Consider the following 21,677-nt stretch of genomic DNA (forward strand, 5'->3'; position numbering starts at 1 on the left):
GAATTTGGACCGGCAGGAGGCAGTCGCAAACCCAGTAGGCTGGACCCTGCAGCAAACCCAAAGGATGAGGATGACCCGGTGGGCGCGTGACCGTTTACCCAATGACCTACCGGACCGAGTTCCCGCTACAGCACCGAACGGTAGACCTGCAGGGTGGACTCGGCGATAGAGCCCCAGGAGAAATGCTCCTCCACCCTTCGGCGTCCCGCCTCACCCATGAGACGGGCACGCGGCGGGTCTGCCACCAGCGAGTTGACGGCCGACGCGAAGTCATCAACAAACTTCTGCGGATCAATCGGCGTCCCTGTTCCGTCGGTGACCTGTTCCAGCCCCACCAAGGTTCCAGTGACGCCGTCGTCCACCACTTCCGGAATGCCGCCCGTAGCGCTGGCAACCACCGCCGCGCCACAGGCCATCGCCTCCAGATTGACGATGCCGAGCGGCTCGTAGATGGAGGGGCACGCAAATACCGTGGCGTGACTGAGCACCTGGATCAGCTCATGCCTGGGAAGCATGCGCTCGATGAGGACAACCGAGCCGCGTTGGGCCCGCAGGTCGTTGATCAGTTGCGCGGTCTCAGCCGCCAGTTCGGGCGTGTCCGCCGCACCCAGACACAAAACCAGCTGGACATCCGTGGGCAGCTGGGCCGCCGCGCGCAGCAGGTAGGGGACGCCCTTTTGCCGGGTGTTCCTCCCGACAAAAACCACTGAAGGACGTGAGGGATCGATGCCAAGCGCTGTGACGGCGTCGTCGTTTGTGTTGCGTTCCCACTCACTGACATCAATTCCGTTGTGCACCACATGCACCTTGTCCGGATCGACGACCGGGTAGCAGCGCAGGATGTCACGGCGCATCCCGGCAGACACGGCAATCACGGCGGCTGCCGCCTCGTACGAGGTTTGCTCCGCCCACGAGGACAGGGCGTAGCCGCCGCCCAGCTGCTCCGCTTTCCAAGGACGCAGTGGTTCCAGGCTGTGGGCGCTGAGGACATGCGGGACGCCGTGGAGCAGCGACGCGAGATGGCCCGCCATGTTGGCATACCAGGTGTGTGAGTGCACGACGTCGGCACCGGCCGTATTGCCCAGAATGGACAGATCCGTGCCTAAAGTCTGAACCGCCGCGTTCGCCTCCTCAAGACCGGGCGGTACGCCATAGGCACGAACCCTCGCACCATGGAATTCTTCCGGACGCGCCGCGCCGAAGCAGTGAACCCGCAGATCCACGTGCCCGGCCAACACCCGGCTCAGTTCGGCTACGTGGACTCCTGCCCCGCCATAGATCTCCGGGGGAAATTCTTTTGTCACAATGTCTACTCGCACGTTTCCAACGTAGTGCAGACGGTGCCCTTCATCTAGTGTGAGTCCCACGGGGGTAACACTCAACGACGAGACAGCAGGGGGCTACGCGATGGCGCTGAAGAAAGTATTGGCTGTGGTTCTGGCAGGCGGCGAAGGCAAGCGGCTGATGCCATTGACTGCAGACCGGGCAAAACCGGCTGTACCCTTCGCGGGCAGCTACCGGCTGATCGACTTCGCTCTCTCCAACGTGGTGAACTCCGGCTATCTTCAGATCGTGGTGCTCACGCAGTACAAATCACACAGCCTCGACCGGCACATTTCGGAAACCTGGCGGATGTCCACCCAGCTGCAGCAGTACATCGCTTCGGTTCCCGCGCAGCAGCGGCGCGGGAAGAGCTGGTTCCTGGGCAGCGCCAACGCCATCTACCAGTCGTTGAATTTGATCCACGATGCGCGTCCCGACATTGTGGTGGTGATCGGCGCCGACCACGTGTACCGGATGGACTTCGAGCAAATGGTGCAGGCCCACATCGAAAGCGGCGCCCCGGTAAGCGTCGCCGCCGTGAGGCAGCCCCTGCACCTCGCTGATCAGTTCGGCGTGATCGAAGTGGACCCTGCCCACCCGGGACGGATTGCGGCGTTCGTCGAGAAACCGGAGTCCACACCGGGCCTCCCCGACGATCCGGGCAGCTTCCTGGCCTCAATGGGCAACTATGTGTTCACCACCGATGCCCTGATCAACGCGCTTGAAGTCGACGCGGAACGCTTGGACACCAAGCACGATATGGGCGGCGACATCATCCCCTACTTCGTCGAGCGCGGAGACGCGGCGGTTTATGACTTCACCACCAACGTGATCCCGGGTGCAACCGAGCGTGACGGCCAGTACTGGCGCGACGTCGGCACCCTCGACTCCTACTACGACGCCAACATGGACCTCATCTCCCCACTCCCCCTGTTCAACCTCTACAACCTCCGGTGGCCCATCTACACCCGGCAGAGCATTTCACCACCCGCCAAGTTTGTCCGCAGTGCGTCCGGCGGCGCAGGCGTGGCCCATGATTCCATCGTGTCGAGCGGCGTGGTGGTCTCGGGAGGCAGCATCCAGCAATCAATACTCGCGACGGATGTTTTCGTGGACGAGGGCGCCGACATATCGGGATCAGTTCTCCTGGACAACGTCACCGTTGGGCCCGGAGCGGTGGTGCGCAAGGCCATCATTGACAAGAACGTGCGCATACCCGCCGGGGCGACCGTAGGCGTGGACCGCGACCTGGACATCAGCCGCGGTTACACCGTGACGGAGTCCGGACTCACCATTCTCAGCAAGGGCCAGTCGGTCCAGGGCGGTTAGCTACGCCACACGGGTAATGTCCACAGTCACGTTCAGCGCGGAACCGCCGCCTCCGGAGAGGATCCCCTTCAGCGGCGATACGTCCCGGTAGTCCCTGCCGCGGGCAACCGACACGTGAAAGTCGCTGACGGGACCGCTGTTGGTGGGGTCCCAGCCCCGCCATTCGCCGTCCCACCACTCAACCCAGGCATGGGACTGGCCGGCGACGGATTCGCCGATGTCAGCTCCGCGGCGGGGGTGCAGATAGCCGGAGATGTAGCGTGCCGGCAGGCCAAGGCTGCGCAATGCCCCCACGGCAAGGTGCGCAAGATCCTGACAGACCCCCTGACGCTCCTGCCAGGCGTCGCGCGCATTGGATTGCACGCCGGTGACGCCCTGAACATACTGCATTTCGGTCTTCAGCCATTCGAAGACCGCGTGCGCGGCCTCGTGCGGATTCCGTCCATCCACGAGGTCCCGAACCTGTCCACGGACTTCCGCGCCTGGTTCACTCAGAGCGGTTTGGGGCAGCCAGTCGGCGTATTCGTTTGTGACCTCGCCCGATTGGAGACGGTCCCAGCCCGCAATCTCATCTTCGGAAGGGATGCGGTCCATGCGGCTGACCTCCACGGTGGTGAGCGCCGTGACTTCCAGCCGGTCGTGGGGCACCTGCACGTCGAAGGACGTCACCCTGGTTCCCCAATAGTCCCGGTAGGTGGCCACGGCCGCACTTGTCGGGCTGACTGAAACGGTTGATTCCAGGACAACCTGCTGCGAGTCCGTCAGCGGGGTCATCCGTGCTTCGTTATATGACAGAGAAACGCGCCGAAGGTAGTCGTAGCCGGTGCGGTGACTAATGAGCAGCCTGGTCATGAGACCTCTCCAACCCAGGACAGTTCATCCGCCTGCGAGAAATATGTTCGGGAGATGGCGTCCGACGCCCTGGCGCAGGCTTTCTGCACCCTCTCCATGTGTTCGGGAAGTTCGGACATCAGGTCAGTGGTCTGGTGGAATTCAAGGAAGGTGCGTGCCTGCCCGACGATCCGGCTGGCGTCGTTGATGAACCCGACCCGGCGGTATGCGGGATTGAGGTTGGTCAGGCACTTTTCGGCGTCGCCCAGCGCGTACACGATGGACCGCGGGAACAACCTGTCCAGCAGCAGAAATTCCGCTGCCTGCTGATCTCCAAAGGACGCCCGCCGGGTCCGCAGAAAAGACTCATAGGCACCGGCACACCGCAACATGTTCACCCAGGACAATCCCGCGGCATGCACATCGTGGGTGGAGAGCATGCGGGCCGTCATGTCAGCGCGCTCCAGGCTTCGACCAAGGACAAGGAACTGCCAACTCTCGTCGTGACTCATGGTTGTGTCCGAAAGTCCACGAACCATTGCTGTGCGCTCAACCACCCAGTGACAAAACCGGTAGGTGCCCACCACATCCTTGCGGTGCTGGGTGAGTCCGTACCAGGTGGTGTTCAATCCTTCCCAGACGCTCCCGGAAACAGTCTCACGCGCACGCCGCGCATTCTCGCGCGCAGCGCCCAGGGCGCCCGCAATGGACGTGGGGCTGGTGCGGTCATAGGCCAGGGCATGAAGCAGGTCGGAAAGCTCGAACTCGCCGGCCGGTGGTCGGGTGCCCATGACGCCAAGGAGTTGGCGGGAGACCTCCCGCTGTTCACCCCGCGGCATTTGGTTCAACCTCTCAAGGTGGACGTCGAGGATTCTTGCGGTGCCATCCGCCCGCTCAACGTAGCGTCCAATCCAGAACAATGATTCGGCAATCCGGCTAAGCATTCCCTGATCCTTCCCGGCCATCCAACTGTTGTTGCTGTTGTTCCGGCTGCCTGTCCTGCCATCCGGTCTCAATCGGCCACACACTCACTCTTTCGCGAACCGTCACCGGTGGTCCCTCAGGCACCGTCACGGGTCCGTTCACCTGCCCGTCCACCACCCAGGTGTCCTTGGAACCGCCCCCCTGGCTGGAATTGACGATGAGCGATCCCTCCTTCATGGCCACCCGGGTCAGTCCGCCCGGGAGCACCCAGACGTTCTCGCCGTCGTTCACTGCGAACGGACGAAGGTCCACGTGGCGTGGACTGAACTGACCACCTGACATGGTGGGCACCGTGGAAAGCTGCAGGACCGGCTGGGCGATCCAGCCGCGCGGATCCTGCAGCACGCGTGTGCGCAGGGCGCTCAATTCCTCCGCCGAGGCGTCCGGGCCGATCACCAGACCCTTGCCGCCCGAGCCGTCCACGGGCTTGACCACCAGTTCGTCGAGGCGGTCCAGCACCTCTTCGCGTGCGTCCGCGTCCTCAAGCCGGTAGGTGTCGACGTTGGCGATGATCGGCTCCTCACTGAGGTAGTAACGAATCAGGTCCGGGACGTAGGTGTAGACCAGCTTGTCATCCGCAACTCCGTTCCCGAGGGCGTTGGCGATCGTCACCATTCCAGCCCGCGCGGCGTTGACGATCCCCGGGCAGCCGAGCACCGAATCCGCACGGAACTGCAGGGGGTCGAGGAATTCGTCGTCGATACGCTTGTAGATCACATCAACCCGCTGCTCCCCAGCGGTGGTCCGCATGTACACGCGGTTGCCGCGGCAGATAAGGTCCCGTCCCTCAACCAGTTCGACACCCATCAGCCCGGCCAGCAGCGTGTGCTCAAAGTAAGCGGAGTTGAAAACTCCGGGCGTGAGCACGACGACGGTGGGATCCTCTGCGCCCGGCGGCGCCGTCTTGCGCAGAGCGGCCAACAGACGGCGTGGATACTCCTCGACCGGGCGGATGTGCTGCTGGCCAAATGCCTCGGGAAGACCCTTTGCCATGGCCCGTCGGTTCTCCAGTACGTAGCTCACCCCGCTGGGAACTCGCACGTTGTCTTCGAGCACCCGGAAGGTCCCCTGCTGGTCCCGTACGACGTCGATGCCGGAGATGTGGACCCGCACGCCTCCGGCAGGGTCAAAGCCGGAGACTTCGCGGTGAAAATGGGCGCTGGAGGTGATCAGGCGGCGCGGGATCACCCCATCGGCCACAACCGACATCTTGTCGTACACGTCGTTGAGAAAGGCCTCCAGCGCCCGGACCCGTTGAGCAACTCCCTGCTCCAGGACCTGCCAGTCGGTGCCCGCGATCACCCGCGGAACAATATCGAGCGGGAAGGGCCTCTCCTCACCCGCAAAGTCGAACGTGACGCCACGGTCCAGAAACGTGCGCGCCATGGAATCGGCGCGCGCGGTTACATCGGCCAGATTTAGTTCACTGAGCGCTGCCGCCACCTGACTGTACTCGGCGCGCGGCAGTTGATCGCCGTCGAACATTTCATCGAAGGCCGGCGTGCGGCGGGCAGCGGTTGCATAGTCTTCAAAGAGCTCGGACATGGCTCCACATTGCCACGTCTACGCCCTGAAAACATCTTGGCCCGTTGGGACTGTGCAGCGGACGCGTGGTTGAATGGCCCGGTGAAGAACGAGAATCTGCGTCGCGACGAAGCGGCCCAACGGTCCCGGATCATCCAGGTTGAAGGCTACGACGTGGTCCTCGACCTGTCGCAGGCACAGCGGCCGGAGGTACCGGGATTCCCGTCCCGCTCCACCATCACCTTCACCTGCAGCGAACCCGGCGCTGAAACGTTTGTGGACTTCATCCATGGCGGCATTCACGCCATTACCCTCAACGGGGATCCCTTGGATCCGGCAGGGGTTGCGGATGGTTCACGCATCAGGCTTCCCAACCTGGTGGCACGAAACGTCGTCGTCATTGAGGGTACGGCCCTCTACAGCCGCAGCGGCGAAGGAATGCACCGTTTCATCGACCCGGCCGATTCCGAAACCTACCTCTACACCCAGTACGAGCCGGCGGATGCAAGGCGCGTTTTCGCCAACTTTGAACAGCCGGACCTGAAAGCCGCTTTTACATTCCGGGTGGCGGCGCCCGCTGGCTGGACGGTCGCTTCAAACGCAGTGGAACTGCACCGCACCGAGCACGGCGGCGGCGCTCACATGTGGACCTTCGCTCCGACCGAGCGCATCTCCACCTACATCACCACAGTGCTCGCCGGGCCGTATCATTCCATCTCCGACCATTGGTCCGGCGCGGCGCCCGACGGCGCCCAGCTGGAGATTCCGTTGACGGCCTATTGCCGTCGCTCCTTGGCGGAACACTTCGATACCGACCGGATTTTCGAAACCACCAAACAGGGCCTGGCGTGGTTTCATGAGCTTTTTGAATACCCCTATCCCTTTGGGAAGTATGACCAGGCTTTTGTCCCGGAGTACAACCTCGGAGCCATGGAGAATCCAGGCCTTGTCACGTTCACCGAAGGATACATTTTCCGGTCCCGGGCCACGGCAGCGCAATACGAGGGCCGCGACAACACCATCCTGCACGAGATGGCGCACATGTGGTTCGGCGATCTCGTCACCATGACGTGGTGGGACGATCTCTGGCTCAAGGAATCGTTTGCCGACTACATGGGAGCCCTCGGCGCTGCTGAAGCCACCGGCTCCACCACCTCTTGGGTGAGCTTCGCCAACCGCCGCAAGGCCTGGGCATACATGCAGGACCAGCTGCCGTCCACCCACCCGATTGTCGCGGACATAGTCGACCTTGAGGCAGCAAAACTCAATTTTGATGGCATCACCTACGCCAAGGGCGCCTCGGTTCTCAAACAACTGGTGGCTTTCGCGGGCTTCGATGCGTTCAAGACCGCCGCCCGGGAATACTTCCGTGATCATGCGTTCGGCAACACCACGCTGTCCGATTTTCTCTCGGCGCTCAGCACGGCGTCTGGAAGGGACATGACCCACTGGTCCCGCCAGTGGCTGCAGACGTCGGGCGTCCCGCAGTTGGCTGCGGAGGTTGAAACGAACGACGACGGCGCCTACACCTCCGTGGCCATTGTCCAGGATGCCGTGGACCCACTCACCGGACGGCCCGAACCTCGTCCACACAGCATCCGTCTGGGTCTCTATTCCTTTAACGCAGAGGGGCGCCTGACACGCACGGGCGTCCAGGAGATACAGGTCGACGGCGCCCGGACCGAAGTGCCTGCTCTCGCCGGCCGTCAGCAGCCTGACCTCCTGCTGATCAACGATGAGGACCTGACCTATGCCAAGCTCGTCTTTGACGCGCGGTCCGTCCATACACTGCTGACCGCTGTGGACCGGCTTGAGGATCCACTCGCCAGAGCTGTCTGCCTCGCCGCCCTGTGGTCCAATACCCGCGACGCCCTGCTTTCGGCGGAGGACTACGCCGCCGCCGTCGAACTCGCCGCTCCCGGCGAGACCGGTGTCGGGGTGCTGCAGCAGCTCCTGCAGAACGCGCGCCACGCCGTCGAGCATTATGCACCGGCTGCTGAACGGGACAGCCTGAGGGAACGACTCTTTGCCTTTGTGGTGGATGGTCTGCACACAGCCGAACCCGGTTCGGATCATCAGCTGGTCTGGGCGCGTGCAGCGACTGCGATTGGGCGACGGAGCGGGACGCACGCACCGCTGCTGCGCGGCCTGTTGGACGGCGGCGCGCAGATCCCCGGCCTCGAAGTGGACAACGAGTTGAGATGGTTGCTGTGGCAGGCACTGGCCGCGCAGGATCTCGCCGGGGCCCCCGACCTTGAAGCCGAACTCAGCCGCGACAATACGGCGGCCGGCAAGACAGGATTCACCACCGCCTGCACCGCGGTTCCAAAGGAAGCCATCAAGAAGAAGGCGTGGGAGGAGGCGGTCTTTGGTGACCGGCTGTCCAATGAGTTACTCAGTGCAACCGTCGCTGGATTCAACGAGGGGCCGGCAGAGCTGCGCCTCCCGTTCCGGGATGCGTACTTCGCTGAGATCGGGCGGATTTGGGCCGATAGGCCGATCGAAATGTCGGCCCGGATTGTGCGCGAACTCTATCCGGGCAACCAGGATCTCCAGGAAGGATCCGAGCCGGAGGACCATCCGGTGGTGGCCCTGACCGACGCGTGGCTTGCCGCCAACGAGGAGTCACCGGGATCGCTGCGACGGATTGTCGTGGAGGAGCGTGATCACCTGCTCCGGTCCCTGAGGGCACAGGCGGCGGCAGCGCGGGTCGCTCAGGGTACGCGGTAGAGCCACTCATCGGTGCCGAACTTTGTCCGCACCAGTTCCGCTGCCAGTTCCAGCTCTTCCGGAGTGATACCTGCTTCCACTGCGCCGTGCCGCTCCCGGAAGGTATCCATCATGACCTTGATGATTTCCATTCGGGTCTGCCCCGTCTGGCGGCGCAGCGGATCAACCCGTTTCTTTGCGCTGGCGATTCCCTTGTCGGAGAGCTTCTCCCGGCCGATCCGCAGGACCTCCTGCATCTTGTCCGCATCAATGTCGTAGGACATGGTGACGTGATGGAGCATGCCGCCGTTTCCCAGCCGCTTCTGGGCCGCGCCGCCAATCTTTCCCACCTCGGTGGCAATGTCATTAAGCGGCTGGTACCGCGCCGTGATCCCGAGCCTGCCCAGGGCCTCCATCACCCACCCGTCTAGGAACGGGTAGGAATCAGCGAAGCTTAGCCCGTCCACCAGGGTCTGCGGCAGGTACAGCGAGTAGGTGATGGCGTTGCCGTGTTCCATGAACATGGCACCTCCGCCACTGATCCTGCGTACCACCCTGATCCCATGCTTTTCCACACCGGCGGGATTAACCTCGTTGCGCATTGACTGGAAACTACCGATCACTACCGACGGACTCTCCCATTCCCAGAATCTCAACGTCGGGTTTCTGGTGCCGTCACCGACTTCACGGGTCAGGACCTCGTCCATTGCCACGTGCATCTCGGTGCATAGCGGTGTGGGTCCGATGGCCTCCCAGGTGTGATCCACCCACGAGGTCGCCCTGCCCAGGCCGCGGCGGACCGCAGTGGCGATGGCCTCCGGGGAAAATCCGATCAGCTGTGCTCCGGCGTCCAGGCTGTTGCGCACTGCCGCGGCTATGTCCCCGGGCAGGGTTTGCGCGGGCATACCTTCGAGCGCGCCGTTGATGTCGGCAAGGGCCTCATCAGGTTCCAGAAAGAAGTCACCGTTAATGGAGACGTTTCTCAGGATGCCGCCCGTTTCATCGAAATCGGCGACCACCAGCTTGCCGCCGGGAACCTTGAATTCCCCGTGCCGTGAGGTAATTCCGTTGTACTGACCCATGCGAAGTAGTCCCCTGTGCCGTTAAATTTCTGTGCCGTTAAAATGTTGATGGGTCCCGCCGGCGAACCGGTGGGACCCATCAACAGTAAACCAGGTGCTGCGGACTACTTCTTGCCGAAGCCCTTGAAGCGTGCGTTGAAGCGCTCGACGCGTCCAGCGGAGTCCATAATGCGCTGCTTGCCCGTGTAGAACGGGTGCGACTCGGAGGAAATTTCTACCTCAACCAGTGGGTAGGTATTTCCGTCTTCCCATTCGATGGTCTTTTTGGAGCTCACGGTGGACTTGGTCAGAAACGAAGTTTCCGACGCGAGATCGCGGAATACAACCGCAGAATACTTTGGGTGGATGTCAGACTTCACAGTATTACCTTCAGATAGTTGCCTGGATTTTGCCAGACACCGGTTTGGGAAAGCTATTTGGGCTCAACGAGGCCAGCACCCAACTCTACCGCAATCAACCCGGTTGCGCTAAAGCGGGCGCTGCCTGCATTCCCAGAATGCCACGGCCCCCGCCGCGGCCACATTGAGGGAATCAACCGCCGGGTTCATGGGAATCTTCACTTTGCAGTCGGCGAGGTCCAGCGTCCGCGCATCCAGTCCCCCGCCTTCAGTCCCCAGAACCATGGCCAGCCGTTCCGGGTTGTCTGCGGCAAGGTCCTGCAGGTCTACCGCGTCATCGGTGAGGGCAAGCGCTGCCACGGTGAAGCCATGGTCCTGGAGGGTCCTCACGGATTCGGGCCAGCTTGTGAGCCGGATCCATGGAACCTGGAACACAGCGCCCATGCTGACCCGGATGGATCTGCGGTACAGCGGGTCGGCGCAGCGGGGAGTCACCAGCACCGCATCAATTCCGAGGGCAGCGGCCGAGCGGAACACGGCACCAAGATTGGTGTGGTCGACGATGTCCTCGAGCACGGCGATCCGCCGCGCGGAGTGAAGCACGTCGTCGAGCTCCAAGGACGCTGGCCGGTTCATTGCGGCCAGTGCACCGCGGTGCAGGTGAAAGCCGGTAATGGCCTCCAGCATGTCTACCGAACCCACAAACGCCGGTGTCTCAGGAAATGTTTCGATGATGTCCTGAAGGTCCGGCAGCCACTTATCGGTCAGGAAGAAGGACCGTGGGGTGTGGCCGGCTTCGATCGCCCGTCTCAGCACCTTGGTGCTCTCAGCGATGTACAGTCCTTCCGCGGGCTCTCTGCGCCGCCTCAACTGTGTGTCGGTCAAGCCCGCGTAGTCAGCCACCCGCGGATCTGCGGAGTCGGTCAGCCGGACGATTGATTTTGTCACGTCACCAGCCGGACAATCATGGTGTAAAGCGCCACCAGACCCAGCACCACTATCACCGACCGGAGAACGATCGGCGGCAGGCGCCGCCCCACGAGTGCACCGATGAAACCGCCAATCAACGAACTGACCGCGATCAGCAGGACCACCCACCACTGGATCCGGTCGAAGGCGAACAGCATGTAGGAAATCGCCGCAACCACGTTTACCGCAAGAACCAGAATGTTCTTCATGGCATTGGCATGCTGCATTGTCCCGTGCAGGAAGACGCCCAGGATTCCCACCAAGAGGATCCCTTGAGCCGCAACAAAATAGCCACCGTAGACGCCGGCAAGATAGACCAGAACCAGGAGCGCCCAGGGATGGGACTTTCCGGACGGTTTCTCCTCCGCACGGCGCCGCACCCAGCCCTGGAGCTTCGGCTGGAAAACCACAAACAAGAGCGCCACCACAATGAGGAACGGCGCAGCCACCTCGAAAACAGCTTCGGGCAGGTTCAGCAGCAGTGCGGCCCCAGTGATACCGCCAAGGACGGAGGCGGGCAGGAGAGTAACAATAGCCCTGCCCAGACCTTTGAGCTCGCGACGGTAACCCCAGGCTCCGGATACGTTGCCGGCAATGAGCCCCATGGCATTGCTGATTGTGGCAGTCACGGGGGCGTACCCGAGCGCAACGAGGATGGGGAAGGTAACCAGGGTCCCCGAGCCAACAATGGTGTTGATGGTCCCGGCCCACAAACCGCCAAAGAAGATCAGTGCATCGCGGAGCAGATCCACGGGTGGTCAGGTGCGGGCGACGGCGCTGTATCGCCCGTCCCGGTTGGTCACTTCCAGCGGCAGGTCAAACGCATTACTGAGATGTTCCTCCACCAGCACATCGGCGATCGCGCCTGCGGAAACCACCCCACCGTCCCGCATCAGCATTGCGTGGGTGAATCCCGGAGGCACCTCCTCGAGATGGTGGGTCACCAGCACAATTGCCGGCGATTCCTCATCTGCGGCAAGCTCGCTCAGCCGGCGGATCAGGTCCTCGCGGCCGGCAAGATCAAGGCCGGCAGCCGGTTCATCCAACAGCAGCAGTTCCGGATCGGTCATCAGAGCACGGGCAATCTGCACCCGTTTCCGCTCGCCCTCGCTGAGTGTTGCGAAGGGCCGGTTCATGAACGTTGACATGCCCCAGGCATCGAGGAGGTGGAACGCCCGCCTCACATCGAGTTTCTCGTACTGCTCGCGCCAGCGCCCGGTCACTCCGTAGGAGGCGGTCACCACCACGTTCAGCACGGTTTCGTGTTCTGGAATCTGCGCGGCCAGGGATGCCGAGGCGAGGCCGATCCGCGGGCGCAGTTCAAAGACATCCACCGCACCCATTACCTCGTCCAGAATTCCCGCAACGCCGCGGGTGGGATGCATGCGGGCTCCCGCGATCTGCAGGAGAGTGGTCTTCCCTGCGCCGTTGGGGCCCATGATCACCCAGCGCTCGCCCTCTTTGACCTGCCAGTCCACGCCGTCGAGCAGGGTTTTGCTGCCCCGGACAACGCTCACTCCGGCCAATTCAAGAACATCATTCATAGCAGTAGACACTAGGCTAAATGGTGCGCCGAGCGCTAAACGAACCCGGCCGGGGTCAAAGGTGTCGCCGCGTTTCACCAGTGCCACTGCACCCAGCCATAATGGCAGATGGACCAGTCCAGCCGCCAGGGGAAGCCGAGGAACAGTGGCCGCAGTATTCAGGGTTGTCACGTTTGGAACCGGCCTGCAGGAGGGGCACACCGCAGAGGTGCGCGGCGCCCTTGAGTCCGCTGGTGCGACGGTCATCCAGTCAACCGGGGACGACGACGGCCGCTACCGGTTCTGGACCTTCACCGTCCAATTCGGCGGCAGTGCTGCCGACTTGAGAAAGGCGGTCGCGGAGCTGGTGACTGAAGCCGCCGGCGTCGTCGTGGTTCCTTCCGCCCTACTGGACGAAGGAACCAAACTGCTGATCATGGATGTCGATTCGACGTTGATCAAGCAGGAAGTGATCGAACTGCTCGCGTCCCACGCCGGCAAGGAGGCGGAGGTGGCAGCCGTCACCGAATCCGCGATGCGCGGGGAACTGGATTTTGCACAAAGCCTGCACGCCCGGGTGGCGGTATTGAAGGGCCTGCGGGAGGGCGTCATCGCCGAAGTAGGAACACGCATCGAACTCAGTGAGGGCGCCGAAACCCTGGTGGGTTCCTTCCTGTCCGCCGGACACCTTGTGGCGGTGGTTTCCGGCGGGTTCAGCCAGATTCTTGAACCGCTGGCTGCCCGCCTTGGTCTCACCCACGCGAAAGCCAATCTGCTCGGGGTTGCTGCCGGCGCCCTCACCGGGACCGTGGTGGGACCCATGATCGACCGCGCTGAGAAGGAGAAGTCCCTACGGACCTGGGCTGAAGCAGCCGGCATTCCGATGGAGCGAACCATCGCGGTGGGCGACGGCGCCAATGACCTCGACATGCTCGCTGCGGCCGGCCTCGGAGTGGCGTTCAATGCCAAGCCGGCGGTGCGGGCGGCTGCCGACGCGGCGGTGGACTTCCCTTACCTCGACGTCGTGAGGCACTTTGTGCGCCTCTAGCGCACCGCCCTACTTGGTGAAGTGATCCGCCCCGCCCACATACTCCGTGTGGCCGGTTGGCACTTTGGCTGCTGCCATCCGGACAATTTCAGCGGCGAATTCCGCCACCGAATAGAGCCGGCCCGCTTCCTGCCTGCGCGCCTCGATGGCTCCCGGCGCGGCACGGTCCAGCAGCGTGGCTGTCACCGTTCCCTCAATCATGTCCCCGGAGACAACCACCAGGCTGATTCCTTTTTCGGTAAGTTCCGGCAGCATGCCGCGGAGGGCATCCTCGCCGGCCCGCTTACTTCGGGCAACGGGCTCGTAGGCTTCCATGGTATCCACCGAGTTGATGAAGTGCGCCTGGTGGCTGGTGACAAAAACCACCCTGGATCCTGCCGGCATCGCCTGCAACGCGGCTTCCAGCATGTTCACCTGGGCATCGCGGTTGAGCTTCAAAGCATAGTCAACGCCCGCGCCGGACTCCATGCCGCCGGACGCATTGAGCACCAGCAAGTTCAGCCCGCCATAGTTCTGCATGGCTGCCTCCACCAGGGATGCCGGCCCCTCTGCCGTTGTCAGGTCCGCGCCCACGGCCACGGCCCTGCCGCCATTTGCCTCAATACCGGCAACCACCTTGTTGGCGCGGGGCGCTTTCTGCCGGTAATTGACGACGACGGCGGCTCCTTCCTTTGCGAGGAGCGTTGCGACATCCGCCCCGATCCCCCGGGACGAACCGGTGACAATTGCTGTTGTGCCGTCCAATGCACCCATGAAGACTCCTCTTTGTACAGTGTGGGGTGAAGTTTTTACAGTGTGGGAAGTGACGTTGGCCGTGACGTGGGTCAGTGCCCCATGCCCAGCCCGCCGTCAACAGGAATGACTGCTCCGGAAATGTAGGCTGCCTCGTCGCTGGCGATCCAGCGGACCACCTTGGCAACTTCGTCGCTTTCGGCGAACCGGCCGGCCGGGATGGATGCCAGGTAGCTTTTCTGCCTCTCGGCGGGGAGCGCAGCGGTCATGTCGGTGTTGACGAACCCGGGGGCCACTACGTTGGCGGTAATGTTTCGTGAACCGAGCTCGCGGGTAATGGAGCGCGCCAGGCCAACCAGGCCGGCCTTTGACGCGGAATAGTTGATCTGCCCGGGCGCGCCGTAGAGCCCTGAGACGGATGAGATGAGGACAATCCTGCCCTTGCGCACGCGGAGCATTCCCCGGGAAGCGCGCTTGATGACCCGGAAGGCACCGGTCAGGTTGGTGTTCACGACGTCGGTGAAGTCAGTTTCGCTCATTCTCAGCAACAGCGTGTCGCGGGTGATGCCCGCGTTTGCGACTAATACCTCAACCGGACCGTGGGCGTCCTCTACCTCACGGAAAGCGGCATCGATCTGCTCCTCGCTGGTGACATCGGCCTTCACACCAAGGACACCGTCCGGCACGTCGCCACTGCGGTACGTAATAGCCACACGATCACCGCTGGCCACAAAGGCCCGGGCAATGGCCAGTCCGATTCCGCGGTTGCCGCCCGTCACCAGAACACTGCGTCCAGTGGTGGTGGCCTGCTCCGCGTCAGTTTTCGATTCCTGCACCGGCAAGGTCCTATCTATGATGAGTGGTCAAACCGTCCCGTCGATCCTATCGGTGCACGCTGAGAACTTTAACAACAGCGTGCGCAGTGAGACAATAGAAGGGTCCCTTGGAGTGTGATGATCAACCAGCCGCACAGCAGTGCCCACGACAGCAGCGCAGAACACGGCAGTACGCACCGTAGCCGCGCGGAAGTGCACAACATCAGTGACGCCCGCGAGGCGCACAGCGATGAAATGCGCGGGCGGATGATCAAGTACTCGGTATCGATGGGCATCCGGCTGGTCTGTCTGATTCTGGTTTTTGTTGTCGAGGGATGGCTTCAGTGGGTGATGATTGCGGGCGCGGTTTTCCTGCCGTATTTCGCGGTGATCATCGCAAACGGCGGGAGCGACACCAGCAATCTGCAGCATAGCGACGCACTGCTGGAAAGGGCACCGTCCCCGGAATTGGGCACCGGCCCGGTTGCCGCACCGGTGGCCGATGACGAGCCGCTGCAGGGGGAAATAGTTCCAGAGGAATCAGTTGCACCGGATGCCGGGGAAGGGAAAGGGCAGGAATGAGTATTTTCGACCAGTTGGGCGTCGGCCCCCCGTCCGTCCCTGAAGCGGAAGTTTGTGCGCGGAAGGCGTGCCGTTCAGCCGCGCACTGGCAGCTGCTCTGGAACAACCCGAAGATCCATACGCCTGAGCGACGCAAAATCTGGTTGGCCTGCGGCGAGCACCGCGACTGGTTGCAGGACTACCTGAGCACCCGCGGTCTGTGGAAACAGACACTCCCCATGGATCACCGGCATTAAGGCGTGGATTTGCTGAAGCTTTTGGTGTCTCCACGATGGCTGGGCTGGCTTGCCCTGGTCATGGTGCTTGCCGCTGCCTGCGGTGCCCTCGGACTGTGGCAAATGGACCGTCGGGACCAACTGGTTTCCACCATGGACACTGTGCGGGCCAACTACGATGAGCCCGCCGTCCCCTACTCCACTTCCCTGTTCAGCACCTTTGATCCCGCGTCGGAGTGGTCCAGCGTTGAGCTCACCGGCGTCTACGACGCAGCAAACACCCGCGTTGTGCGCAACCGCCCTCTGAACGGCCGGCCGGGCTACGAAGTTCTGGTCCCCCTTCGGATGGACGATGGCTCTTCCGTGATCATCAACCGCGGCTGGCTGCCCATCGGAAATGACAACGCCGGCCGTCCCGACACGGTGCCTGCGGCCCCTGACGGCGAGGTGACTGTAGTGGCTCGGATCAAACCCGGAGAGCCCGTCCTCGACCGCGGGGCGCCGGAGGGTCAACTGGCCTCCATCAACCTGCCTGCCTACCAGGAGGAACTCGGATATCCGGCTCACACGGCGGCCTATGGGCTGATGTCTTCCGAAACGCCGTCACCCGTGTCCGCGCCCGTTGCCCTTCCCAAGCCTGCACTGGATCTGGGGCCCCACCTGTCCTACTCAATGCAGTGGTTCGCCTTCGGTGTACTGCTCTTCGTTGGCTTTGGCTACGCCGCCCGACAACAACGCCACCTTGAGTACGAGGAATCGGAACTCGCGGCCGGTAGAACGCCGCAGCCCCGTGCCGCGAAGGGACGCCGGCGTCCCACTGCGGAGCAGGAGGAAGACGCAATCCTCGACGCACAGGGCTACTGAGCCGCGCCCAGGCCGGTGGTCGAGCTCAGGCAAGCGATCGAGCTCAGGCGAGTGTGACCAGTTCCAGGTAGTCGTCGTTCCACAGGTCCTCCACGCCGTCAGGCAGCAGGACCACGCGCTCAGGATTCAACGCGTCAACTGCGCCTTCATCATGGCTGACCAGAACGACGGCGCCGGAATAGTTCCGCAGCGCACCAAGGATTTCGGCGCGGCTTGCCGGATCGAGGTTGTTGGTTGGCTCGTCGAGGAGCAGCACGTTGGCTGAGGACGCGACAATGGTGGCCAGCGCCAGCCGGGTCTTCTCCCCGCCGGACAACACGCCGGCAGGCTTGTCCACGTCGTCACCCGAAAAAAGGAAGGAGCCCAGCACCCCGCGGACCTCGGCGTCCTTCATATCGGGCGCCGCAGAACGCATGTTCTCCAGTACCGTCCGTTCGGTGTCGAGCGTCTCGTGCTCTTGGGCGTAGTAGCCCACCTTCAGCCCGTGCCCTGGAATAACCTCACCGGTGTCGGGTGTGTCCACACCCGCCAGCATGCGCAGCAGGGTGGTCTTGCCTGCACCATTCAGCCCAAGGATCACCACTTTCGACCCGCGGTCGATGGCCAGGTCCACGTCCGTGAAGATCTCCAGCGACCCGTAGGACTTGCTCAGTCCCTCCGCCGTCATCGGTGTCTTGCCGCAGGGCGACGGCTCGGGGAACCGCAGCGCTGCAACCCTGTCCTGTGCGCGGACGGCGTCGAGTCCACCGAGCAGGCGTTCGGCCCGCTTGGCCATGTTCTGCGCGGCGACGGCCTTGGTGGCCTTGGCGCGCATCTTGTTGGCCTGATCCATGAGGACCTGGGCCTTCTTCTCGGTGTTGGCGCGTTCACGCTTACGGGCCTTTTCATCGGTCTCGCGCTGTTGCAGATACCGCTTCCAGCCGATGTTATAGATGTCGATGGTGGCCCGGTTGGCGTCCAGATGGAACACCTTGTTTACTGTGGCTTCCAGCAGCTCGACATCGTGACTGATCACGATCAGTCCGCCCTGGTGATTCTTCAGGAAGTCCCGCAACCAGGTGATCGAGTCTGCGTCGAGGTGGTTGGTCGGCTCATCAAGCAGCATCGTCTCCGCGCCGGAATAGAGAATCCTTGCGAGCTCCACGCGCCGACGCTGCCCACCGGAGAGGGTGCTCAGCGACTGATTGAGGATGCGTTCGGGCAGTGCAAGATTGGAGGAGATAGCGGCTGCTTCGGCCTCCGCCGCATAGCCGCCGTGTGCCAGGAACTCGGCTTCGATCCGGTCGTAGCGGGACATGGCCTTATCCCGTACCGCGTGGTCGTCACTGGCCATGTCGTCCTGGGCAGCCTTGAGCTTGGTCACAACGACATCGAGGTTTCGTGCCGACAGGATGCGGTCCCGTGCCAGCTGCTCCATGTTAGGCGTCCGCGGGTCCTGTGGCAGGTAGCCGATTTCCCCCTTCCGGGTGACCGTGCCGCCAGCTGGAAGACCCTCGCCTGCCATCACCCGTGTCAGGGTGGTCTTGCCCGCACCGTTCCGCCCGACCAGGCCGATCTTGTCGCCACGGTCCACACGGAACGAAACATCGTCCATGAGGAGCCTCGCTCCCGCACGTAGTTCCAAGTTCGAAACGCTGATCAATTCATTGGCCTCTCATAGTTCGCGGTGCGGCTTTGCGCACGCCCATTGTTGTAGGAAACCTACAACCGAAATGGATTTCCGCCGCACTATTCTCAGTTAGTGACAGCAGACTGTTGTCCAGAACCGACAGGAAGTGTCACGATGCAACTGACAAACCAGAATCCGGGGACGCAGTCCACCGGGAGTCCCGCTCCCGCCCGGCGCCGCTGGAACGCCACCGATCTTTCACTGATTGCGGTGTTCGCGGCCCTCGTGGCCGCTTTTGCAATCCTACCCGCAATACCTGTAGGCGGCGTCGGAGTGCCCATTACCCTGCAAACTCTCGCGGTGATGGTGACGGGCGTCATCCTCGGCCCGTGGCGCGGCGGCGCGGCAGTTGGTTTGTACGTGGCCGTCGGTTTGGCCGGGCTGCCTGTCTTCAGCCAGTTCCGCGGAGGTATTGGCGTCCTGTTTGGTCCATCGGCAGGCTACATTATCGCTTTCCCGCTGGCAGCCATCCTGGTCGGAGTCCTCGCCCGGGTGGTCATCCGCCGAGTAACGCGGTTCCGTTACCTCGCCCTGTTCGGTGCATGCCTGTTGACCAGCCTGATCGTCATCCACCCGTTGGGCATCAGCGGCATGATGCTCAACGCGAAGCTGGATCTGGGGGCGGCCATCGCCGCCGATGCTGTGTTCCTCCCGGGTGATGTTGTCAAGAACCTGCTGGCCGCCGCCGTCGGGCTCAGCGTACTGAAGGCCTTTCCGCGCCTGCAGGGACGCCGACGGACACCCAGCCCACAGCTGTGATCCACTTTGCCGGCGCCTCCGTCAGTACTGATGATCCGCAGTACCGGACCATCCTGCACCCCTTTGACCTCACCCTCAGTGAGCAGCGCGTATCCATCATTGGTGCCAACGGATCCGGCAAGTCCACCCTGCTCAAGCTGATCAACGGATTGGTGCTGCCGGACGCCGGCAGGGTCCAGGTGGGCGGCCTTGATACCTCACGGCACGGTGGCAGGGTCCGGCAGCGTGTTGGGTTTGTCTTCACTGATCCGCTTGCTCAGCTGGTGATGCCCACCGGACGGGAGGACGTGGAATTGTCGCTGCGCAGGCAGGTCAAAAGTGGCGCCGAGAGGCGGCATAGAGCCGAGGCCGTGCTGGATCGGTTTGGCCTGCTGCACCTGGCCGATCAGAGCATCTATGACCTCTCCGGCGGTGAGCGGCAGTTGCTTGCGCTGGCGACAGTCCTTGCCGTCGGCCCCACCGTACTGGTGGCCGACGAACCCACCACCCTCCTGGACCTGAGGAACGAGGAACGCATCCGCGCGCTTCTGCGCTGCCTTGACCAGCAGGTGGTCTTCACCACCCACAACCTGGACTTTGCGCTGGACAGTGACCGCACCCTCGTGATCGACGGAGGCAAGCTGGTCTTCGATGGAAAGCCCCGGGACGCCGTGGACGCGTACTGCGCCCTCAGCAGCGAAGGCGGCCGCGCGCCAGCATCCCCCGCTGCGGGTCAGGCCTTCCCATGAGAGGCCACATCAGCCTGCTCGGCACCTACGTGCATCGGGACTCGCTCCTGCACCGGGCCCCCCTGTGGGTTAAGGCCGGCGGGATGGTTGCGGTGTCCAGCTCCGTGCTGCTCGTCAACACGCTTCCGGCAACGGCCGCCGCGCTGATTCTCATCGGTGCCGCCTACCTCGCCGGGGCAGCGCTGGGACTCAGACACGTCGCTGGACCGTTGCGTCCGCTGTGGCCCATCGCGCTGATCCTCGGCGGCTACCAGTGGCTGATCAACGGCCCGGCCTTTGCGCTGCTGGTGGTCGGCAACATCGTCGTCTGCCTTCTGGCCGCCCGCCTGCTGACCCTGACCACCGAGGGCCAGCGTCTGTTGGACGGGCTGGTGTCACTTGCCAAGCCATTGCGTTGTGCCGGAGCGGACCCCGAACGCTTCGGCTTGACGCTGGCACTGATGCTTCGCAGCGTTCCGTATCTCATTGGATCGGTGCAGGATGTCCGGGACGCAGCCAAAGCCCGTGGCCTTGAGCGAAATCCACGGGCACTGGTGGTTCCGGTCTTCATCGGGGCGGTCGCATACGCCCACCAGACCGGCGAGGCGCTGGCCGCGCGTGGACTGGGCGACCCTCCGGATTCGCCGAGGTCACCCCGCAGGGCCGACGTCACCCCGCATGAAGGGTGACCTCATCCGGCAGGGGTGACTTCGGCCGGTAGCGGTCAGCCAAGTTCGACGCTTCGGAACGCCGCGGCGGTTCCCAATCCGCCGGCCGCGCTGAGCGCGGCAACCGACCACCCGCCGTCGTGCCCGTTCAGTTCTTCCTGACGCAGGAGGTTCGCCACCAGCATCGCGCCCGACGCGCCATACGGATGTCCGTACGCCAATGCGCCTCCGTGGAGGTTAATTTTCTCCTGCGCCACACCGATCAGGTCTGCGGATGCCAGAACCTGTGCCGCAAAGGCCTCGTTGTATTCCCAGCGGGAGATCCGGTCCGCTGTCAGGTGCAAGGAGTCCAACAGCATATTCACGGCGTGGGCTCCGGCGACACCCAGGAGCGCCGGCTCACCGCCGGTGACTGCCGAACCGTGGAACTCCAATGCCTGCCGGAACCCTGCCGCTCGGGCTTCCGCCAGGCTCGTCACGACGGCGACGACGGCGGCATCGGCATCAGCGCAGGAGTTGCCGGCCGTGACCGTGCCGTCCGGGTGGAAGGCAGGAGCGAACCTTGCCAGGAGCGCCGGTGACATCCTCTGGCGCAGGGTCTCGTCCGCCATGCGGCCGCCCACGGACACGATGTCCGACGCCATCAATCCCGCAGCCCGGGCGGCCCGGCGATGGCTTTGCAGGGCGTAGCCGTCCTGCCGGGAGCGTTCGATGCCGTAGTAGTCCGCCACATTCTCCGCGGCGGTTCCGGCGTCCGGGTCACCGCTGGAATCGGGTGCGAACCGGGCCCGTGAGTAGAAGTCCGGCGCTCCGGGAGTAGATGTCAGTCTGTGCGCCCTCAAGGGTGCGGTGCTGCAGCTTTCCACTCCCCCGGCGAGGAACCAGGAACCTGCACCGGACTGCACCAGCCTGCAGGCAAGTACCACCGCGTCCAGTCCGGACGCGCACTGACGGTCGATTGTCAGGCCGGGCACGCTCATCGGCAGGCCGGCGGTCAACGCTGCAA

22 protein-coding genes are annotated in these 21,677 nt (G+C 63.3%); 9 read left to right on the forward strand and 13 right to left on the reverse strand.

Going from position 1 to position 21,677, the window contains the following annotated elements:
• Window positions 1-125: 125 nt before the first annotated feature.
• Window positions 126-1,319 carry a glycogen synthase gene (gene glgA / locus Y708_RS0102775; protein WP_035775102.1) on the reverse strand — a complete coding sequence of 398 codons (1,194 nt, stop codon included), beginning with the start codon at window positions 1,317-1,319 and terminating at the stop codon, window positions 126-128.
• Between the two features lie 88 nt (window positions 1,320-1,407).
• Between glgA and glgC the strand changes: the two genes are divergently transcribed.
• On the forward strand, window positions 1,408-2,652 hold the full coding sequence (glgC, locus tag Y708_RS22440) for a glucose-1-phosphate adenylyltransferase (protein ID WP_035775103.1): 1,245 nt from the start codon (window positions 1,408-1,410) through the stop codon (window positions 2,650-2,652).
• On the opposite strand, the gene Y708_RS0102785 is transcribed toward glgC, so the two are convergent.
• Genes Y708_RS0102785 through Y708_RS0102795 form a run of 3 tightly spaced genes read right to left on the reverse strand, consistent with a single transcriptional unit; the run spans window position 2,653 to window position 6,012 of the window.
• A complete protein-coding gene (locus Y708_RS0102785; protein WP_028278743.1) occupies window positions 2,653-3,504 on the reverse strand; it encodes a transglutaminase family protein in 852 nt (283 codons plus the stop codon).
• Window positions 3,501-4,427, reverse strand: a complete 927-nt coding sequence (locus tag Y708_RS0102790; RefSeq protein WP_028278744.1) for an alpha-E domain-containing protein — start codon at window positions 4,425-4,427, stop codon at window positions 3,501-3,503. The genes Y708_RS0102785 and Y708_RS0102790 overlap by 4 nt, the downstream gene beginning before the upstream one ends.
• A complete protein-coding gene (locus Y708_RS0102795; protein ID WP_028278745.1) occupies window positions 4,420-6,012 on the reverse strand; it encodes a circularly permuted type 2 ATP-grasp protein in 1,593 nt (530 codons plus the stop codon). The genes Y708_RS0102790 and Y708_RS0102795 overlap by 8 nt, the downstream gene beginning before the upstream one ends.
• A gap of 81 nt (window positions 6,013-6,093) precedes the next feature.
• Here Y708_RS0102795 and pepN point away from each other — a divergent pair, with 81 nt between their 5' ends.
• Window positions 6,094-8,721 carry an aminopeptidase N gene (gene pepN, locus Y708_RS0102800; protein WP_028278746.1) on the forward strand — a complete coding sequence of 876 codons (2,628 nt, stop codon included), beginning with the start codon at window positions 6,094-6,096 and terminating at the stop codon, window positions 8,719-8,721.
• Here pepN and Y708_RS0102805 read toward each other — a convergent pair.
• The 5 genes from Y708_RS0102805 to Y708_RS0102825 all read right to left on the reverse strand — a co-directional run bounded on the left by Y708_RS0102805 (window position 8,706) and on the right by Y708_RS0102825 (window position 12,633).
• Window positions 8,706-9,782, reverse strand: a complete 1,077-nt coding sequence (locus Y708_RS0102805; RefSeq protein WP_028278747.1) for a lipoate-protein ligase LplAB — start codon at window positions 9,780-9,782, stop codon at window positions 8,706-8,708. The two genes, pepN and Y708_RS0102805, sit on opposite strands and share 16 nt — an antisense overlap.
• A 104-nt stretch (window positions 9,783-9,886) precedes the next feature.
• Entirely contained in the window at window positions 9,887-10,141 is a 255-nt protein-coding gene (locus tag Y708_RS0102810; protein WP_028278748.1) for a type B 50S ribosomal protein L31, read from the reverse strand.
• 108 nt (window positions 10,142-10,249) lie between these two features.
• A complete protein-coding gene (locus Y708_RS0102815) occupies window positions 10,250-11,068 on the reverse strand; it encodes a TrmH family RNA methyltransferase (RefSeq protein ID WP_173401496.1) in 819 nt (272 codons plus the stop codon).
• Window positions 11,065-11,841 (reverse strand): sulfite exporter TauE/SafE family protein, encoded by a 777-nt coding sequence (locus Y708_RS0102820; protein ID WP_028278750.1) that lies wholly within the window; start codon window positions 11,839-11,841, stop codon window positions 11,065-11,067. Before Y708_RS0102820 ends, Y708_RS0102815 begins: the two co-directional genes overlap by 4 nt.
• Window positions 11,842-11,847: 6 nt before the next feature.
• Complete coding sequence (locus tag Y708_RS0102825; RefSeq protein WP_028278751.1) at window positions 11,848-12,633, reverse strand: ABC transporter ATP-binding protein; 786 nt, start codon at window positions 12,631-12,633, stop codon at window positions 11,848-11,850.
• A 145-nt stretch (window positions 12,634-12,778) separates the two neighbouring features.
• Here Y708_RS0102825 and serB point away from each other — a divergent pair, with 145 nt between their 5' ends.
• Window positions 12,779-13,660 carry a phosphoserine phosphatase SerB gene (gene serB / locus Y708_RS0102830; RefSeq protein WP_028278752.1) on the forward strand — a complete coding sequence of 294 codons (882 nt, stop codon included), beginning with the start codon at window positions 12,779-12,781 and terminating at the stop codon, window positions 13,658-13,660.
• 9 nt (window positions 13,661-13,669) lie between these two features.
• Here the strand turns inward: serB and Y708_RS0102835 are convergent, their stop codons facing one another.
• Both Y708_RS0102835 and fabG read right to left on the reverse strand, forming a co-directional pair.
• Window positions 13,670-14,413, reverse strand: coding sequence for an SDR family oxidoreductase (locus Y708_RS0102835; protein ID WP_028278753.1), 744 nt, complete (start codon window positions 14,411-14,413; stop codon window positions 13,670-13,672).
• Between the two features lie 71 nt (window positions 14,414-14,484).
• On the reverse strand, window positions 14,485-15,234 hold the full coding sequence (gene fabG, locus Y708_RS0102840; RefSeq protein ID WP_051478493.1) for a 3-oxoacyl-ACP reductase FabG: 750 nt from the start codon (window positions 15,232-15,234) through the stop codon (window positions 14,485-14,487).
• Window positions 15,235-15,345: 111 nt separating this feature from the next.
• Between fabG and Y708_RS22445 the strand changes: the two genes are divergently transcribed.
• From Y708_RS22445 to Y708_RS0102855, 3 genes are read left to right on the forward strand one after another with little or no spacing between them, the layout of a single operon-like run.
• The gene (locus Y708_RS22445; protein ID WP_081746434.1) at window positions 15,346-15,789 is read left to right on the forward strand and encodes a DUF3099 domain-containing protein; all 444 of its coding nucleotides are present in this window, start codon (window positions 15,346-15,348) and stop codon (window positions 15,787-15,789) included.
• Complete coding sequence (locus Y708_RS0102850) at window positions 15,786-16,025, forward strand: hypothetical protein (RefSeq protein WP_028278755.1); 240 nt, start codon at window positions 15,786-15,788, stop codon at window positions 16,023-16,025. The genes Y708_RS22445 and Y708_RS0102850 overlap by 4 nt, the downstream gene beginning before the upstream one ends.
• Window positions 16,026-16,034: 9 nt before the next feature.
• Window positions 16,035-16,868 (forward strand): SURF1 family cytochrome oxidase biogenesis protein, encoded by an 834-nt coding sequence (locus Y708_RS0102855; protein ID WP_028278756.1) that lies wholly within the window; start codon window positions 16,035-16,037, stop codon window positions 16,866-16,868.
• 43 nt (window positions 16,869-16,911) lie between these two features.
• Here the strand turns inward: Y708_RS0102855 and Y708_RS0102860 are convergent, their stop codons facing one another.
• On the reverse strand, window positions 16,912-18,510 hold the full coding sequence (locus Y708_RS0102860) for an ABC-F family ATP-binding cassette domain-containing protein (RefSeq protein ID WP_028278757.1): 1,599 nt from the start codon (window positions 18,508-18,510) through the stop codon (window positions 16,912-16,914).
• A gap of 141 nt (window positions 18,511-18,651) precedes the next feature.
• On the opposite strand from Y708_RS0102860, the gene Y708_RS0102865 reads away from it, so the two are divergent.
• The 3 genes from Y708_RS0102865 to Y708_RS22455 are packed head-to-tail and all read left to right on the forward strand — an operon-like array spanning window position 18,652 to window position 20,692.
• Window positions 18,652-19,296, forward strand: coding sequence for a biotin transporter BioY (locus Y708_RS0102865; RefSeq protein WP_028278758.1), 645 nt, complete (start codon window positions 18,652-18,654; stop codon window positions 19,294-19,296).
• Window positions 19,293-20,024: an energy-coupling factor ABC transporter ATP-binding protein gene (locus Y708_RS22450; RefSeq protein WP_051478495.1), complete on the forward strand. Its 732-nt coding sequence runs from the start codon at window positions 19,293-19,295 to the stop codon at window positions 20,022-20,024. Before Y708_RS0102865 ends, Y708_RS22450 begins: the two co-directional genes overlap by 4 nt.
• Window positions 20,021-20,692, forward strand: a complete 672-nt coding sequence (locus Y708_RS22455) for a CbiQ family ECF transporter T component (protein ID WP_051478497.1) — start codon at window positions 20,021-20,023, stop codon at window positions 20,690-20,692. Before Y708_RS22450 ends, Y708_RS22455 begins: the two co-directional genes overlap by 4 nt.
• 35 nt (window positions 20,693-20,727) lie before the next feature.
• Here Y708_RS22455 and Y708_RS22460 read toward each other — a convergent pair.
• On the reverse strand, window positions 20,728-21,677 hold a 950-nt coding region (locus Y708_RS22460; RefSeq protein WP_035775026.1), incomplete at its 5' end, for an acetyl-CoA C-acyltransferase.

Source organism: Arthrobacter sp. H5 (assembly GCF_000520595.1).
In the GTDB taxonomy this organism is placed as follows: domain Bacteria; phylum Actinomycetota; class Actinomycetes; order Actinomycetales; family Micrococcaceae; genus Arthrobacter_D.